The 15,738-nt window shown below is 70.3% G+C and carries 15 protein-coding genes; 5 read left to right on the forward strand and 10 right to left on the reverse strand.

Translation table 11 applies throughout. The features are described from left to right. The first annotated feature begins 93 nt into the window (after positions 1–93). Positions 94–1,206: a 5-methyltetrahydropteroyltriglutamate--homocysteine S-methyltransferase gene (locus KYX17_RS08035; protein ID WP_243226469.1), complete on the forward strand. Its 1,113-nt coding sequence runs from the start codon at positions 94–96 to the stop codon at positions 1,204–1,206. Between the two features lie 6 nt (positions 1,207–1,212). On the opposite strand, the gene KYX17_RS08040 is transcribed toward KYX17_RS08035, so the two are convergent. From KYX17_RS08040 to KYX17_RS08055, 4 genes are read right to left on the reverse strand one after another with little or no spacing between them, the layout of a single operon-like run. Next, on the reverse strand, positions 1,213–2,229 hold the full coding sequence (locus KYX17_RS08040; RefSeq protein ID WP_243226470.1) for a VOC family protein: 1,017 nt from the start codon (positions 2,227–2,229) through the stop codon (positions 1,213–1,215). 19 nt (positions 2,230–2,248) lie between these two features. Beyond that, positions 2,249–3,322, reverse strand: a complete 1,074-nt coding sequence (locus KYX17_RS08045; protein WP_243226471.1) for a PrpF domain-containing protein — start codon at positions 3,320–3,322, stop codon at positions 2,249–2,251. Further along, positions 3,309–4,016 (reverse strand): 4-carboxy-4-hydroxy-2-oxoadipate aldolase/oxaloacetate decarboxylase, encoded by a 708-nt coding sequence (locus tag KYX17_RS08050; RefSeq protein ID WP_243226472.1) that lies wholly within the window; start codon positions 4,014–4,016, stop codon positions 3,309–3,311. The genes KYX17_RS08045 and KYX17_RS08050 overlap by 14 nt, the downstream gene beginning before the upstream one ends. Further along, entirely contained in the window at positions 4,013–4,768 is a 756-nt protein-coding gene (locus KYX17_RS08055) for a PIG-L deacetylase family protein (protein ID WP_243226473.1), read from the reverse strand. The genes KYX17_RS08050 and KYX17_RS08055 overlap by 4 nt, the downstream gene beginning before the upstream one ends. 210 nt (positions 4,769–4,978) lie before the next feature. Between KYX17_RS08055 and KYX17_RS08060 the strand changes: the two genes are divergently transcribed. Beyond that, positions 4,979–6,382 (forward strand): aminomethyl transferase family protein, encoded by a 1,404-nt coding sequence (locus KYX17_RS08060; RefSeq protein ID WP_243226474.1) that lies wholly within the window; start codon positions 4,979–4,981, stop codon positions 6,380–6,382. Between the two features lie 110 nt (positions 6,383–6,492). Here the strand turns inward: KYX17_RS08060 and KYX17_RS08065 are convergent, their stop codons facing one another. After that, positions 6,493–7,419: a LysR family transcriptional regulator gene (locus KYX17_RS08065; protein ID WP_243226475.1), complete on the reverse strand. Its 927-nt coding sequence runs from the start codon at positions 7,417–7,419 to the stop codon at positions 6,493–6,495. Between the two features lie 130 nt (positions 7,420–7,549). Here KYX17_RS08065 and KYX17_RS08070 point away from each other — a divergent pair, with 130 nt between their 5' ends. Beyond that, positions 7,550–8,908 (forward strand): aminomethyl transferase family protein, encoded by a 1,359-nt coding sequence (locus tag KYX17_RS08070; protein WP_243226476.1) that lies wholly within the window; start codon positions 7,550–7,552, stop codon positions 8,906–8,908. Positions 8,909–9,434: 526 nt separating this feature from the next. Here the strand turns inward: KYX17_RS08070 and KYX17_RS08075 are convergent. Together KYX17_RS08075 and KYX17_RS08080 are read right to left on the reverse strand one after the other, a co-directional pair. Then, positions 9,435–9,746, reverse strand: coding sequence for a metal-sensitive transcriptional regulator (locus KYX17_RS08075; protein ID WP_243226478.1), 312 nt, complete (start codon positions 9,744–9,746; stop codon positions 9,435–9,437). 27 nt (positions 9,747–9,773) lie between these two features. Next, the gene (locus tag KYX17_RS08080; RefSeq protein ID WP_243226479.1) at positions 9,774–11,405 is read right to left on the reverse strand and encodes an FAD-dependent oxidoreductase; all 1,632 of its coding nucleotides are present in this window, start codon (positions 11,403–11,405) and stop codon (positions 9,774–9,776) included. Positions 11,406–11,719: 314 nt separating this feature from the next. On the opposite strand from KYX17_RS08080, the gene KYX17_RS08085 reads away from it, so the two are divergent. Both KYX17_RS08085 and KYX17_RS08090 read left to right on the forward strand, forming a co-directional pair. Next, positions 11,720–12,244 carry a VOC family protein gene (locus tag KYX17_RS08085; RefSeq protein WP_243226480.1) on the forward strand — a complete coding sequence of 175 codons (525 nt, stop codon included), beginning with the start codon at positions 11,720–11,722 and terminating at the stop codon, positions 12,242–12,244. Further along, positions 12,237–13,031, forward strand: coding sequence for a MerR family transcriptional regulator (locus KYX17_RS08090; protein WP_243226482.1), 795 nt, complete (start codon positions 12,237–12,239; stop codon positions 13,029–13,031). Before KYX17_RS08085 ends, KYX17_RS08090 begins: the two co-directional genes overlap by 8 nt. Positions 13,032–13,121: 90 nt before the next feature. Here the strand turns inward: KYX17_RS08090 and KYX17_RS08095 are convergent, their stop codons facing one another. The 3 genes from KYX17_RS08095 to KYX17_RS08105 form a co-directional block, all read right to left on the reverse strand. After that, positions 13,122–13,829: a YdcF family protein gene (locus tag KYX17_RS08095; protein WP_243226483.1), complete on the reverse strand. Its 708-nt coding sequence runs from the start codon at positions 13,827–13,829 to the stop codon at positions 13,122–13,124. Positions 13,830–13,963: 134 nt separating this feature from the next. Continuing rightward, positions 13,964–14,737: an NAD(P)-dependent oxidoreductase gene (locus KYX17_RS32240; protein WP_243226484.1), complete on the reverse strand. Its 774-nt coding sequence runs from the start codon at positions 14,735–14,737 to the stop codon at positions 13,964–13,966. Further along, entirely contained in the window at positions 14,734–15,615 is an 882-nt protein-coding gene (locus tag KYX17_RS08105) for an IclR family transcriptional regulator (RefSeq protein ID WP_243226485.1), read from the reverse strand. The genes KYX17_RS32240 and KYX17_RS08105 overlap by 4 nt, the downstream gene beginning before the upstream one ends. Positions 15,616–15,738: the final 123 nt, after the last annotated feature.

Raw genomic sequence — 15,738 nt, forward strand, 5'->3', positions numbered from 1 at the left:
CATCCGCTGCGCTCCGCTGCGATCGACGTCACCGGGGTTAACTCAGGCCGGGCCGGTGGCCCGCATGCAGGGCCGGGTCGGTAACATCGCGACGTGAGCACTTCAGCGCCGTTCCGTGCCGATATCGTCGGAAGCTTCCTCCGCCCGCCGGGCCTGGCCGCCGCCCGCCGCCGCCACGCGTCGGGCGAGTTGACGGATGCGGAGCTGGGTGCCGTCGAGGACGCGGAGATCGTCGACCTCGTCGCCCGACAGCGCGCCGCGGGGCTGGAGGTGGCGAGCGACGGCGAGTTCCGTCGCTCCTGGTGGCACTTCGACTTCTTCGGGATGCTCGGCGGCGTCGACATCGTGGAGCTCGATCACGGCATCCAGTTCCAGGGCGTGCAGACCAAGCCGCGCGGCATCGAGATCACGGCGCCGATCCGCTTCGACGACGCGCACCCCTTCCTCGCGCATTACCGCTCGCTGGCCGCGATCACGGAGGGCACCGGTCTGCTGCCGAAGTTCACGATCCCTGCCCCGACCGTGCTGGACTTCCGGCTCGAGCCCGGCCACATCGACGCCGCCGTCTACGACGGGCGTGAGGCGATCGTGGCCGACCTCGTCACCGCCTACCGCGACGCGCTGGACGCGTTCTACGCGGCGGGCGCGCGGTACCTGCAGTTCGATGACACCGCGTGGGCGTACCTGTGCTCGGAGGCCGAGCTCGCGAAGGCCCGCGCCCGCGGGATCGACACCGACGGCATCGCCGAGCGCTACGCCGACCTGCTCAACCGCATCCTGGACGGCAAGCCCGCCGACCTCACCGTGACCACCCACGTCTGCCGCGGCAACTTCCGCTCGACCTGGATCTCTTCCGGTGGCTACGAGCCGGTCGCCGAGCAGCTGCTGGGCAACACCGCGTACGACGGGTACTTCCTCGAGTACGACTCCGAGCGCGCGGGCGGCTTCGAGCCGCTGCGGTTCCTGCCCGAGGGTGACAAGCGCGTCGTGCTGGGGCTGGTGACCACGAAGACCGGCGAGCTGGAGAGCGCCGACGACATCCGCCGCCGCATCGACGAGGCCGCAGCCTTCGCCCCGCTCGATCAGCTCGCCCTGAGCCCGCAGTGCGGGTTCGCCTCCACGGAGGAGGGCAACGAGCTCACCGAGGATCAGCAGTGGGCCAAGGTGCGGGCCGTCGTCGACATCGCCGCATCCGTCTGGAGCTGAGCGGACTCAGCGCTTCTGCGGCGCCGGGATCGGTTCGCCCTTCATCGCCGCCTCGTCGATCTCGGCCTGGTTCGCCAGGAACGGCGTGCCGTGCGTGTGGAAGGTGGGCACGGTCTTCGCGCCCCACGCCTGGCCCTTGGCCCGCTCGGCCTGCGACCACTCCACGACCGGCCAGTCCGGGTCGAGGATGAGGCGCGCGCCGGCGTTGGCCAGCTCGATGCGGTTGCCGCCCGGCTCCCAGACGTAGATGAAGAACGTCTGGTTGATGGCGTGCTTGTAGGGCCCGAACTCGATGTGCACGCCGTTCTCGAGGAAGATGTCGGCGGCCTTGAGGATGTCCTCGCGGGTGTCGGGGGCGAGAGCGAAGTGGTGGAAGCGCCCGTGTTCGCCGGTCCAGTCCTCGCTGTAGACCACGTCGTACGACTTCTGCTGGAACCGGAACCACCAGGCCGCGTACCCGCCGCCGTCCAGCCGCACCCGCTCGGACTCGCGGGCGCCCATGACGTCGCGCCAGAACTCGCCCGCCTTCGTGACGTCGCTGGCGAGGTAGTTGATGTGGTCCATGCGGCGAGCGTTGACGCCTCGCCCGGGGAACGCGGACGCCTGGTTCTTCAGCGCCGGGCGATCCTCGTCGTCCGGCACGTAGTGCTCGGTCTCGTAGTAGATGCCCATGAGGTGGCCATCCGGGTCCTCGAACTCGTACGAGCGGCCCACCCCGGCCTCGGGCTCGCGCCAGCCGTGACCGAGGCCCGCCGCCTCGATCGCCGCGACGCGACGCTCCAGAGCCTCGGGGCTCGTGACGCGGAACAGCGTGCGACCCACGCCGTTGGTGTCGGATGCGGTGAGCTTGAGTGTGTACAGCTGGTACTCGTCCCAGCAGCGGAGGTACGCGGAGTCGCCGATGCGGGCGACCTCCCGCATCGCGAGCAGGTCGCGGAAGAAGTGCAGGCTCTCCTCGAAGACGGGGGTGAACAGCTCGACGCCGCCCAGGTGTGCGAGGTCGAAGTTGTCGCGCGTGGCCATGGTGTGTCCTCTCTGACAGTCAGCGGCGGGGCCGGGGAAAGACGAGCCCGTCGAAGATCTTTCGTGCGGTGCGGACCGACGACGAGCTCGCGCGCCAGCCGGAAGCGGCGTCGCCGGTGACGGCGACGGTGGCGGCGAAGGTGCCGCCGGGGTGTTCGAGAAGCGTCTGCTCGCCGTCGTCGAGCACGGCGAAAGCGGAGCCGACGGCGCCAGGGATGCGGATGCCGGCGGCGACGGATGCGGCCATCAGCACCCCGATCGTGGGGTGCACCCGCGCGGGGATGAACGCGCGGGTGCCGACCGCGCCGCCGCGCCGCGGTGGTGACAGCAGGAACATCTTGGGGACGGTCTGGGCGGAGACCTCTCCCAGGCCGAAGAGCGGGCCCGCCGCTCGGCGGATCGTCTCGACTCGCTCGCGGAGCGCGCCGCGGGACTCGAGCTCTTCCGGGCTCTCCTCGCCGGTGACGTCGAACTCCGCCGCATCCATCAGCACGACCGGCATCCCGTTGTCGACGAGAGTCACGCGGTGGCCCGCGATCTCGTCCGTCGGCGATCCGGTGGGAAGCAGCGGCTTCTGCCCGCGGGTGGTCAGGGCGATCCGGCCGGCCGTTCCCGGCACGCCCGCGATCGTCTCGTCGCCGTCGTAGTCCACCCGTCCGTCCGGCGTCGCGAACCTCGCTTCGGCGATGTCGCCCGTGTTGAGCAGGCGGATGCGCACGACGGTCTCGGCCGCATCCGCCGTCAGGAGGCCGCGCTCGATCGCGAACGGGCCGACCGCGGCCAGCAGGTTGCCGCATGTCTGCGCATCGGCGACGACGGGCTCGTCGACGCCCACCTGGAGGAAGAGGTAGTCGATGTCGCATCCGAGTTCGCTCGAGCGTTCGACGACGGCCACCTTCGATGTCAGCGGATGGGCGCCGCCCAGTCCGTCGATCTGCGCCTGGTCGGGGCTGCCCATGATCCGCAGCAGCAGGTCGTCGCGCTCGGCCGGGTTCGAGGGCAGGTCCTCGGTGAGGAAGAAGGCGCCCTTGGAGGTGCCGCCGCGCATGAGCAGGCAGCGGATGCCGTCGCGCACCGGATCAGGCGTCGGCATCTCGTCGCTCCGCCTGCGACAGGTAGGCGACGCCGAGATCGGCGACGACCGATCGCAGGCCGTTGATATCCATGGAGCTCGCCCCCGCCTCGTACTTCGCGCGGTTGGTCGCCTCGCGCGCCGCCCGGGAGCGCGCCGCCTCGAGAACGGCTGCCGCCCGCATCCGCGGAACGACCGTCACACCGTCGTCGTCGGCGACCACGATGTCGCCGGGCTCGACGACGACGCCGTCCAGAACCACCGGAACGTTGACCGAGCCCGGGCTGTCGCGCAGGCATCCCTGCGCCGAGACGTAACGGCTCCACGCAGGAAATCCCATCGCGCGCAGTTCGGCGGTGTCGCGGACCCCTGCGGAGGTGACGTATCCGCGGACTCCCTTGACCTGCATCTGCGTGGCCATGAGTTCACCGATGTGTCCGAACGGCGAGGGGCCGGTCGTGACCACGACGATCACGTCGCCGGCGCGGGCCTGCTCGATCGCCACATGCACCATGAGGTTGTCGCCGGGGGCGGTGAGCACGGTGACGGCGCTGCCGGCGATCGCCGCACCCTGCTGGATGGGGCGGATCGCGCTGCCGGCGTAGCCGGTACGACCGAGCGCTTCGTGCACGGTCGCCGAACCGAGCCCGGCGAAGGCGTCGACGAGGTCGGCGTCCGCGCGTGCGATGTCGGTGACGACGACGTGCGGGCTCATTCGAGCACTCCGGTGACCTGCGGGAAGTAGCGCATGTACGCCTCGCCCATCGTGTCGTGGGCGAGGCCGAGGTTCGGGCCCGCGTTGCGCTTGACCTGCACGCCGCGGCGCACGGCGAGATCGCTGTAGTACGACCACATGTGCTTCTGCGCCGGCAGGCATTCCATCGCCTGGCGCTTCTTGTCGAACGCCGCCGTGATGTCCAGCAGCACGTCGGGCACGAAGCCGCATTGCTCGGGCTGGTGCGGTTCGAAGAAGAAGACCGGTGGGGCGCCGATGATGGTCTCCTTGGTCGGGAACGACCCGTCCGAGTTCGCCACCCCGATCGCCTGCGCCAGCACCCGCGCCTCGAGCGCCATGCGCGCGGCGGCCGGGTGGTCTCCGTTGTACGGGTCGTGCAGCGGATGCGTGAGCACGACGGTGGGCTGCACGCGGCGGTAGACATCGACAAGTCGCGCGACGGCCTCGGGCGACTCGCGCAGCGGGTAGTCGCCCAGATCGAGGAACTCGATGTCGGCGCCGAGGGCGGATGCGGCCGCCTCCGCCTCGGCTCGACGGATCTCCTTGATCTCCTCCAGCGACTTTCCCGCCAGCCACTGACTCGCGGACTCGCCGCGCTCGCCGAAGCTCAGGCAGACCACCGTGGCGCGCTCGCCGCGCATGGTGGCGGCGGCGATCGCGCCGCCGGCCCGCCAGACGAAGTCGCCCGCGTGGGCGCTGACCACGAGTAGCGCCGGGGTGGCTGCAGTCATATCCGCTCCTTGGTTCGACGGCGTCGAGCCGACGCGCGACGGCAGGCGTCCGGAGTCGACGCCGGTGCCGATTCGTGGGCTCAGCGAAGCACACCGCCTGCGAAATGGTCAAGATTTTGTTGACAATCCGAGACCACGAAACCACTATGGGCAGAGGTAAAAGCCGCCGATCATCGCGGCAGGCCCCCAGACGAGGAAGTCGAGGCAATCATGGCGCGGACGCTGCAGGAGCTGCTGGACGAGCGAGGAAACACCGTCGAGATGCTGCGCGATTCGCAGCTCGGCACCTATATCTACCCGGTCGTGCCGGCCGAGTTCACCAACTGGCGCCGGGAGCAGAAGGCGTGGCGCGAGACAGCCGTGCTCTACGACCAGACGCACCACATGGTCAACTTCTTCGTGTCGGGCCCGGATGCGCTCAAGCTCCTGAGCGATACGGGCATCAATTCCTTCGCGAACTTCCCGGTGAACACCGCCAAGCAGTTCGTGCCGACCGCATCCAACGGCGGCGTCATCGGTGACGGCATCCTCTTCCACGAGGCCGAAAACGAGTACGTCTACGTCGGCCGCGCGCCGGGCGCCAACTGGCTGCAGTTCCACGCCGAGACTGGTGGATACGACGTCGAGTTCCGCTACGACGACCGCTCGCCCTCGCGCCCCTACGGCGCCGCCGTCCACCGCGACTACTACCGCTTCCAGATCCAGGGCCCCAACGCCTGGGACATCATCGAGAAGCTCAACGGCGGCCCGCTCGAGAAGGTGCGCTTCTTCCACATGGGAGAGATGACGATCGCGGGCGAGAAGGTGCGCACCCTCCGCCACGGGATGGCGGGTGCGCCCGGCCTCGAGATCTGGGGACCGTACGCGCAGCACCAGAAGATCCGCGACGCCGTGCTCGAGGCGGGTCGTGAGTTCGGCATCGAGCCCTGCGGCTCGCGCGCCTACTCCTCGAACACGCTCGAATCGGGGTGGATCCCGTCGCCGCTTCCGGCGATCTACACCGGAGAGGGCGAGCGCGCGTACCGCGAGTGGCTGCCCGCCAACAGCTACGAGGCGATCAACGCGCTCGCGGGCTCGTTCGTCTCGGAGAACATCGAGGACTACTACCTCAACCCCTGGGAGCTCGGTTACGGCTCGTTCGTGAAGTTCGACCACGACTTCATCGGCCGCGACGCGCTCGAGAAGATCGACCCGGAGACGCAGCGCAAGAAGGTCACGCTCGCCTGGAACGACGAGGACCTGGCCAAGATCCTCACGAGCGTCATCGACCGCGAGGGCGTGGGCTACCAGTTCTTCGACCTCCCGAACGCCAACTACGGCTCGTCGAACTACGACGCGGTCATCGACGCCGACGGCAACAACGTCGGGCTCTCGCTGTTCACCGGCGTCACGGCGAACGAGAAGCGGGGGCTGTCGCTCGCGACCGTCGACCGCGACGTGCCGGTCGGCGCGGAGGTGCGGGTCGTCTGGGGCGAGCCCGACGGCGGCTCGAAGAAGACCACGGTCGAGCCGCACGACCAGATCGCGGTGCGCGCCGTCGTGAGCCCGGTGCCGTACGCGGTCACCGCGCGCGCCGAGTACCAGGGCGGGTGGCGCACCACCGGAAGCCTCTGAGCGAGCGCCCCGCGCGACGAAGGGGTCGTGCGGGCCGCTCCGGAAACCCAGGTGCCTCGGCGCCGACGTGACGCCCCCGCAACCCTCTAGAGTCGGGGGCGTCGCGCATGTCAGGCCGTCCTCTCGCCGTGGATGGCCTCGAACCGTCCGGAGGAGCCGCGGATGGCGCGGGCCACCGTGTCGAAGAGCCAGTCGAGCGCGGCGGGATGCTGGGAGCTCGACCGGCGGTAGAGGGCGATTTCCACGGGTGGCATCTCGAACGGCAGCGGCCGCACCACGAGCGGCCACGTCTGCGTCCACCCGAGCGCGATCGTGTCGGGCAGCGTCGCGATGAGGTCGCGGCTGCGCGCGAGAAGCGGCGGAAGCGACGCGAGGTGGTTCACGGCGATGCGGGCATCGACCTCGATGCCGTGCGCGCGACGCGCCTCGGCGAGAGCGGGCGCGCCGGAATCGCTGGCGACGGCGACGTGGGAGGCCGCGGCATACGCGTCGCGCGTCAACGGCTCGTCGGCGAGCGGATGCGCGGCCGACATCGCGACGCCGTATCCCTGCGACTTGAGGACCGTCCGCCCGAAGGGGCCGGGCACGTGGGAGGGCGTCACCGCGAGATCGACGACGCCGCGACCCAGCCAGTCCGGCAGGGACGCCACATCCATCGGCACGACCTCGATCCGCATCCGGGGGGCCTCGGCGCGCACTGCCCGCACGATCGCGGGGAGCCAGCCGATCTCGCCGAGCTCGGACAGCGCGACGCGGAAGGTGCGGTCGGAGTCGGCGGGTGCGAAGCGGTGCACCCCGTCGAGAGTGCGGTCGACGGCGGCGAGGGCATCGCGGAACCCCGGATAGACGCTGTCGGCCAACGGGGTGGGCTCCATCACGCGGCCGACGCGTTGGAACAGCGGGTCGTCCAGCTCGCGCCGCAACCGCCCGAGGGCCTGGCTCACCGCCGGTTGGGTCACGTAGAGGCGACGCGCGGCGCTGGTCAGACTCCGCGTCTCGGCGATCGCCACGAACACGCGGATGAGGTTGAGATCCACCGACTGCTCCCGACTGAGGCATCGTTGCCTCCGCATAAGTATGGGTAATCGAGATACCTCCCGTCGATGCCGTCGGGTTTCTTAACCTGTGGATGCGGGCACGTCCGCCCGTCCGAACGAGGGAGTTCACATGTCCGCATCCGCTTTCGACGCCATCACCCGCGCGGGGCGCGCGGTGGACCTGCTCCGCAATGCGCAGAGCAAGCCGACGATCTTCCCGGTGACGCCGGAGTTCAGCAACTGGCGCAGTGAGCAGCGGTCGTGGCGCGAGAGTGTGGCGCTGCTGGATCAGTCGCACCACATGACCGACCTGTTCATCTCAGGGCCCGATGCGCTGCGGCTGCTGAGCGACACCGGCGTCAACTCGTTCGCCCGGTTCCCGGTGGATGCGGCGAAGCAGTTCATCGCCGTCAACCACGAGGGCTACCTCATCGGCGACGCGATCCTGTTCCATCTCGAGGAGCAGGTGTTCGATCTCGTGGGCTGGTACATGGTGCTGGACTGGGTGCAGTTCATCGGAGAGACGGGCGACTACGACGTCACTTTCGAGCGCGACGCCAACACGCTCATGCGCGAGCCCGGCGTCGATCCTGTGTTGTATCGCTACGAGCTGCAGGGTCCGCACGCGCTCGCACTCATGGAGAAGCTGACCGGCGCGCCCGTGCCGCCCACGAAGTTCTTCGGCATGGCCACGTTCGACATCGCCGGTGTCACCGTTCGCTCGCTGCGGCACGGCATGGCCGGTCAGCCCGGATTCGAGCTGTTCGGGCCGTGGGCGGACGGCGCCCGCATCCGCGAAGCGATCATCGCCGCGGGCGAGGAGTTCGACCTCGTGCTCGTGGGGGCGAAAGCCTACTCGTCCGCGAACCTCGAGTCGGCGTGGGTCCCCTCGCCGCTGCCCGCGATCTTCTCCGGGGCGCAGATGGACGACTACCTCGCGTGGCTGCCCGCCGCACGCCTCGGCTCCCTCGCCGGGAGCTTCGTGTCCGAGCGCATCGAGGACTACTACCTCACCCCGTACGACCTCGGGTACGGGCGCAGCGTCGCGTTCGATCACGACTTCATCGGCCGCGCTGCGCTCGAAGCGCACGCGGCAGCCGAGCAGCGCGTGAAGGTCACGCTCGTCTGGAACCCCGACGACCTCGCCGCCGCGCAGCGCTCCCTCGTCGAAGACGGACTGCCGGCGAAGTACATCGACTTCCCGAAGGCGCGGTACGGCCTCTATCAAGTCGATCGCGTGCGCGCCGACGGCGTGGATGTGGGCATCTCGCACGACTGCGGCTACATCACGAACGAGCAGGCCTTCGTGTCGCTCGCGAGCATCGCCGCCTCGCACGCCGAACCCGGGACCGAGGTCGTGCTGACCTGGGGCGAGGATCCCAACTCGGCGAAGCCCGCCGTCGAGCGGCACCGGCAGGTGGAGATCCGCGCGACCGTCGCCCCGGCGCCCTACTCCCGCTTCGCCCGGGAGAACTACCGGGCGGGGTGAGGAGAGCGGCGGGCCCTCTTCCGCTCAGCCCGCGGGTCGTGCTCCCGGGGTGCGCTCCGCGGGTTGTGCTCCGCGGGCTGCGCTCCCGCCTCGGTGTCTCAGTTGTGCACGCGGAACGCCCCGGGAAGCTGCATAGCTGAGACATGCATCACCCCGCCCCGGGCTGCCCCGTCTCGGTGTCTCAGTTGTGCACGCGGAACGCCCCGGGAAGCTGCATAGCTGAGACATGCATCACCCCGCCCCGGGCTGCCCCGTCTCGGTGTCTCACTTGTGCACGTAGAACGCCCCAGGAATCTGCATAGCTGAGACATGCATCACCCCGCCCCGGGCTGCCCCGCATCCGTGTCTCAGTTGTGCACGTAGAACGCCCCAGGAACCTGCACAACTGAGACACGCAGCGCACCGCCCCGCATCCGTGTCTCACATATGCACGTCTAGGCCGCCGCAAAGCTGCAAGGTGAGACGCGGAAGGCCTCGCCGCTGCTACAGCGGCAGTCCGTGCGAGTGCCCGGGTGGCTGAGGCGCCCTAGGCGAGGGTGAGGAACAGCTTCTCGAGCTCCTCCACCGTGAGCCGGTTGTCGGCGGCATCCCCATCCGCCGCGTGCCGGTCGGCCGGGGCATCGGTGAGGCACTCGCGCATGGCGGTCGAGATGATCGCGAACCCGGCGCGGTCGATCGCGCTGCTGACCGCGGCGAGCTGGGTGATGACGTTGCGGCAGTCGCCGCCGTTCTCGACGGCGGCGATCACCGCGGACAACTGGCCCTGCGCGCGCTTGAGTCTGTTTGCGGCCTTCTTCACGGCCTGAGCGTCGTGCAGGGAGCGGTTGGAGGTGTCCATGGTGTCTCCTCGGTGACGGATGGCGGGTCAGGCGGCTGTTCCGGCGGCCCAGGTGCGGTACCCGCCGTCGAGGTTGCGGACGTCGTGGCCGAGCTGGGCGAGCAGTCGTGCCGCGGTGTGCCCGCGCTGTCCCACCTGGCAGTGCACGACGATCGGGCGGTCGCCGAGCTCGCGGTGTCGGGTGCGGATCTCGTCGAGCGGCAGGTTGATCGCGCCGGGGATCGAGCCCGCGGCGTTCTCGGTCGGTGTGCGCACGTCGACCAGAACCGCGCCGTGGTCGAGCGCGGCGTCGAGCTCGTGCCATTGCAGCGTGCGCGTGGCGCCGGAAGCGACGTTCTCCGCGACGTAGCCGAGCATATTCACGGGATCCTTCGCGGATCCGTACTGCGGCGCGTAGGCGAGCTCCAACTGCGACAGGGCGGTCGCTGTCAGCCCCGCCGCCATCGCGACCGCGATGATGTCGATGCGCTTGTCGACCCCCTCGCCGCCGACGATCTGCGCCCCGAGGATGTGGTCGGTCGCCGGGTCGATGAGCAGCTTCATCGCCATCGGCTGCGCACCCGGATAGTACGTCGCGTGCGACGCAGGATGCGTGTGCACGATGCGGTGCGGGCGCCCCGCATCCCGAAGCCGCCGTTCGTTCCAGCCGATCAACGCGACCGTGGTGCCCAGCAGTCCGAGGATGGCGGTGCCGAGGGCGGGGGCTGCATCCTCCGGTTCGGTCCCGGCGATGTCGTCGGCTGCGGCCCGGCCGTGCCGGTTGGCGAGGCCGGCCATCGTCACGAGCGTCGGTGCGCCGTCCAGGCTGTCGCGCTTCTCGACGCCGTCGCCCACGGCCCACACGTTCGGTACCGAGGTGCGGTGGCGTGCGTCGACGGCGATCCCGCCGGTCGGACCGAGGCGGATGCCGGCAGCATCCGCGAGGCGTCGGTCGGGGTGCACGCCGCTCGCCTCGATCACCAGGACCGCCTCGACCGCGCTGCCGTCGCTCAGGTGAACGCGCCCCGGCTCCGCCCCCGTGACGGTCACTCCGAGTCGGACATCGACACCCGCGTCCCGAAGGAGAGTCAGGATGGGCGCGGCCATCTCGACGTCGAGCGGCGAGAGCACCTGCGTGCCCCGGGTCACGAGCGTCACCTGCGCGCCGCGGGCGAGGAGGTTCTCGACCGCTTCGAGCCCGATGAACCCGGCGCCGATCACCACGACGCGCGGCGACGGTCCGGCGGTGTCGAGCACCTCGAGAACCCGGTCGACGTCTTCGACGCTGCGCAGCGTGTGCGTGGGCACGTGCTCGGCGGACGGACCCGGGGCGGCCGTGGCACCGATGGCGATGACGAGCTCGTCGTAGTGCTCGACGCGCTCCGCATCCGATTCGAGGTCACGCACCGTCACCGTCTGGGCCGCCGTGTCGATCTCGACGACCTCGTGGCGCACGTGCACGTCGAGGGCGAACCTGCTCGCCAGCGACTGGGGCGTCTGCAGCAACAGCGACGCGCGATCCGGGATCACGCCGCCGACGTGATACGGCAATCCGCAGTTCGCGAACGACACGTGCGCGCCGCGTTCGTACACGCTGATCTGCCGCGCCTCGTCGAGCCGGCGGAGTCTGGTCGCCGCGCTCATGCCGGCGGCGACACCGCCGATGATGATCGTCCTCATGTGTTCAAATATACCCCTGGGGGTATTGTGCAGGCAAACGACCGCGCAGAGCGGCGTACCGAAAGGAAGCGGAGCAAGACAGATGTGTCGACAGGTGACGTGCCGCACGTGCGGCAAGACGACGTGGGCAGGATGCGGACAGCACGTCGACGAGGTGATGCGTGGAGTGCCCAAGCGCGACCGATGCGAAGGCCACGAGTCGCAGTCCTCCGAGGGCGGACTCTTGGGGCGCCTCTTCCGCCGTTAGCGTCCGGCGGGAGCTGGCGTGGTCTGCGGCTTGACCCTCACGCGGCGTGAGGGCGCACGGTAGTCACATGAGCGACTTTTCCCACGCCTTCGACATCAGCCCCGTGCCCCCACCCGGGCCGGATGCCGTCGCCCCCGAGCTGTTCCGCGGCATCTACGGCATGCCCATGTTCGTCACGATCCCGTCGGCGGATCTTGCCGCATCCGTCGACTTCTGGACCCGCGGGCTCGGCTTCTTCGAGCTGTTCGCCATCCCGGGGCAGCTCGTGCATCTGCGGCGATGGGCGTTCCAGGACGTCCTGCTCGTGCCGGCCGCATCCGCGCAGCAGATTCCCCAGATGACGGTGAGCTTCGCCTGCGTGCTGGGACAGATCGAGGGCATCGCGGATGCGGTTCGCGCCGTGGATGCGCAGGCCGCGACCGGCCCGCGCGACACCGCGTGGAACACGCGCGACCTCGAGGTGCTGACGCCCGAGAACGTGCGGGTCGTGCTCACCGCGGCCAAGCCGTTCGATCCCGAGAGCGCCGAAGGGGTCGCGCTGCGCGCCGTGGGCATCGGTGTCGAGGCCGGTGAAAATGGTGAGCATGTCTGACGGGACCGACCTCAGCGTCGGGCAGGCGGCGCGCCGGCTCGGTGTCACGGTGCGTACGTTGCATCACTGGGACGAGATCGGGCTCGCCGAGCCCTCCGTGCGTGAGGACAGCGGATACCGCCGGTACGCCGGCGCCGACATGGAGCGGTTGCAGCGCATCGTCGTCTACCGCGAGCTCGGGATCGGTCTCGAGGACATCCGCATCGTCCTGGACGGGTCGGCGCTCGAGGCCGCCGACGTGCTGCGCACGCAACGCGCGCGCCTGGGTGAGCGGATCGAGGAGCTCCGGCGTCGCGGCGACGACGTCGAGCGGCTAATCGACGCCTACGAGAACGGCCTCACGCTCACCGTGCGCGAGCAGGTGGAGACGTTCGGCCCCGAGTGGGATCCGCGCTGGCCGCTGCAGGCACGTGAGCGATACGGCGACACCGTCCAGTGGCAGCAGTACGCGGAACGCTCGGCGAAGCGGGATGCGGCCGAGTGGGCGCGCATCGCGCACACCGTCACTGCGCTGGACGCGGAGCTGGCGGCGGCCGTCGCAGCGGGTGTCGAGCCGGGGAGCGAGCGCGCCGACGCGCTCGTCGACCGTCACCGCGAGGTGTTCTCGCAGTACTTCCCCCTCACCCGCAGCATGCAGGTCTGCCTCGGCCGGATGTACGAGGCGGATCCCGCCTTCGTCGCGCACTATGACGGCGTGCGCCCCGGTCTCACCGCGTGGTTGCGCCGCGCGATCGACGCCCGTGCCCGCAGCGAGGGTCTCGACCCCGACACCGCCACCTGGGAGTGACCCGCGCTCTGATGCGCCCCTCGCTCCCTACATCCGCGCCTCCCTGCTCGATTCCTGCGAGACTGCACTTTCGCGACGAGATCACTGTGTTCACCCGTGATCTCGCGCGGGAGATGGGCCCACGCGCCTGGAGGCTCCGCGTCCGCGCAGCGGGCGTGGAGAGGGCATGGGGACAGTCTCGCGGCTGGAAGGAAGGGGGCTTTCGTCGAAGGAGCGGAGGCGGCGCAGCTTCTTGCGGCCGAGAACGGCGGCGACGGGCTTCACCCACAAGATCTCGCCGAAGCGGTAGTCCGCCCCGCGGGCGAGGCGCGCGGCGAGGTCGGGCCGCAGCATCCACAGGTATCCGCGGGCCAGCTCCGCGTGCACCGAGTTCGACACGATCTTGATCACGTCGGCGGCTTCGATCAACGGGATCGCGTTCTCGATGTTCTGCCACGTCGACCTGCTGGTCGGCTCCAGCACGGAGGGGCCGCGGTAGCCGAGCTCGTCGCGGGCGTACGCAGCCATGATCTCCGCCTCGGGGACGGGGCCTTCCACCGTCCCGCCGCAGAAGACCAGGATGCTGCGGGTCGCCGTCGGGTCGATCGAGCGCAGCCCTGCCCGCACGCGGTAGCGGTTCTCGCGGTTGGCCCGCGGTCCGCGGTTGCCGTAGCCCAAAACCACGATGGCTTCCGTGCCGCGCGCGGATGGTGAGCCGAGGCGTCGCCGGCTGGCGCGCCAATGCGTCACCTCGCCGAAGGCGAGCGCCGCAACCGCCGCGGCCGTGGCGGCGGCCAGGGCGAAGCTGAGCGGGCGCACGTCTTCAGGATAGGAGCCGCGTCACGGCGCCCGATGCCCAGCCTCCTTCCCGCGAGACTGCATTTCCGTCACGAGATCACTGTGTTTACCCGTGATCTCGTGCCGACGATGCAGTCTCGCGGGAAAATGGGCGCTCAGGCGTCGCCGCGACCGACGCGCTCGAACCAGGCGAGCGTGCCGCGGGTCATATCGTCGGGGGTGCCGAGCTCAGTCAGCAGGGCCAGCGCATCGCGCACCTCCTGCTCGCGACGCGTGCGATGCGCGTGGGTCCCGGAGATCAGCCGTTCGACGAGAGCGGGGGCGTCGGGCCCCAGTTCCGCCGTGAGCTGCCCGCGCATCCAGTCCGCCGCATCCGCCGCATCCGCGGCCGTGAGCGTTTCGATGAGGAGGGTCGCGAGGCCCTTCATGAAGACGCTCCGCACGATCTTCAGACGCGCGGCCGCACCGACGGGTGCGTCGATCGTGTCGATCGGCACCCCGAGCGGGCGCAGCGATTCGGCGATGCGCGCCGCGCCCGGGCCGCTCGCGAGCAAGGGTGTGCGGATGCCGGCGCGTGTGACCGGCGCGAGCACGGCGACATCCGCGACGAGAAGACCCGCCCGCTCGGCGACCTTCTCGACCGCGCCCTTCACCTCGGGTGCGGCGGTGTTGAAGTCGGCGTACAGCGCGCCCGGCTCCAGCAACGGCGCGACCTGCTCGGCCACCGACACTGCGGCGTGCGTCCCTACGAGGCTGATGGCCATCTCGGCGTCTGTCACCGCCTCGGCGAGGGCGTCCACGCGAGGAACAGCGGGGTCGGCCTCGCGAGGATCCGGGTCGTACCCGCGCACCACCGCGCCCGCGCGTGAGAGCCCGACGGCGTAGCGTCGCCCCGCCTCGCCGAGTCCGATGACGGCGATGCGCGTCACGTGCGCACCGTCGGTGCCGCATCCGCACGCTCGGCGAGGTCGGCGATGTACGCCCACGACTTCGCCGAGACGCCCGCGTCCGGACGCGGCCCGTGCACGACGGCCGCGTCATCGAGGCCGGAACCGTACAGGGCGCGCAGGGCGCGGGTGATTCCGGCAGACGCCACGCGCAGGGTCTCGAGAACGGCCGCGGCGGGCGCGCCGTCGTTGGGGACGACGGCGCCGAGCGCGGCATACACCTCGCCCTCGGGCCCGCGCACCGGAACCGCCATCCCCCTCGACTCGAGGTGGATGTGGCCGGACGCGACCGCGAACCCGTCGGCGCGGATGCGGGCGAGCTCGGCGCCGAGCACCTGCGGATCCGTGATCGTGTGCGGCGTGTACGCACGCATCGGGCTGCGCAGCGCCTCGTCCACGACGCCAGCGGGTGCGTGCGCGAGCAGTACCAGCCCGTTCGAGGAGGCGTGGAGCGGGATGCGCCCGCCGATCAGCGTCGCGTTGACGACCGCATCCGGCGCCGACATCCGCTCGATGAACAGCACGTCGAGCTCGGCGCGCACCCCGAGCTGCACGTGCTGACGGATGCGGGCGTGCGCCGCGGCGATCCAGGGACGCGCGACCTCCCGTAGCCCCAGAGCGCCGGGGGTACGGGAGGCGTACTCCCACAGCCGCACGCCGAGACGGTAGGTGCGATCCGGCAGCCGCTCGAGCAGTCCCTCCTGCGTCAGTTCCGCCACGAGCCGGTGCGCTGTGGACACGGGGATGCGGGCGGTGCCGGCGATCTCGCCCAGTGTGAGGAACGGATGCAGGGCGTCGAAGGCGTCGAGCACCCGCAGGTGCCGATGCAATGCCGACTCGCCGGCCGATCCTCGCGCCATCGCGACTCCTCCCGCTACCGGGACCCTACCGCGCGCCCGGCGCACGACTCAGCCAGAACTTGACGTCGCGGGACTCCGTTGAGTCCGCAGTGTGGTTCTGGCTGAGTTGTGCCGGTACGGCCG

It is taken from the genome of Microbacterium sp. CIAB417 (genome assembly GCF_022788845.1).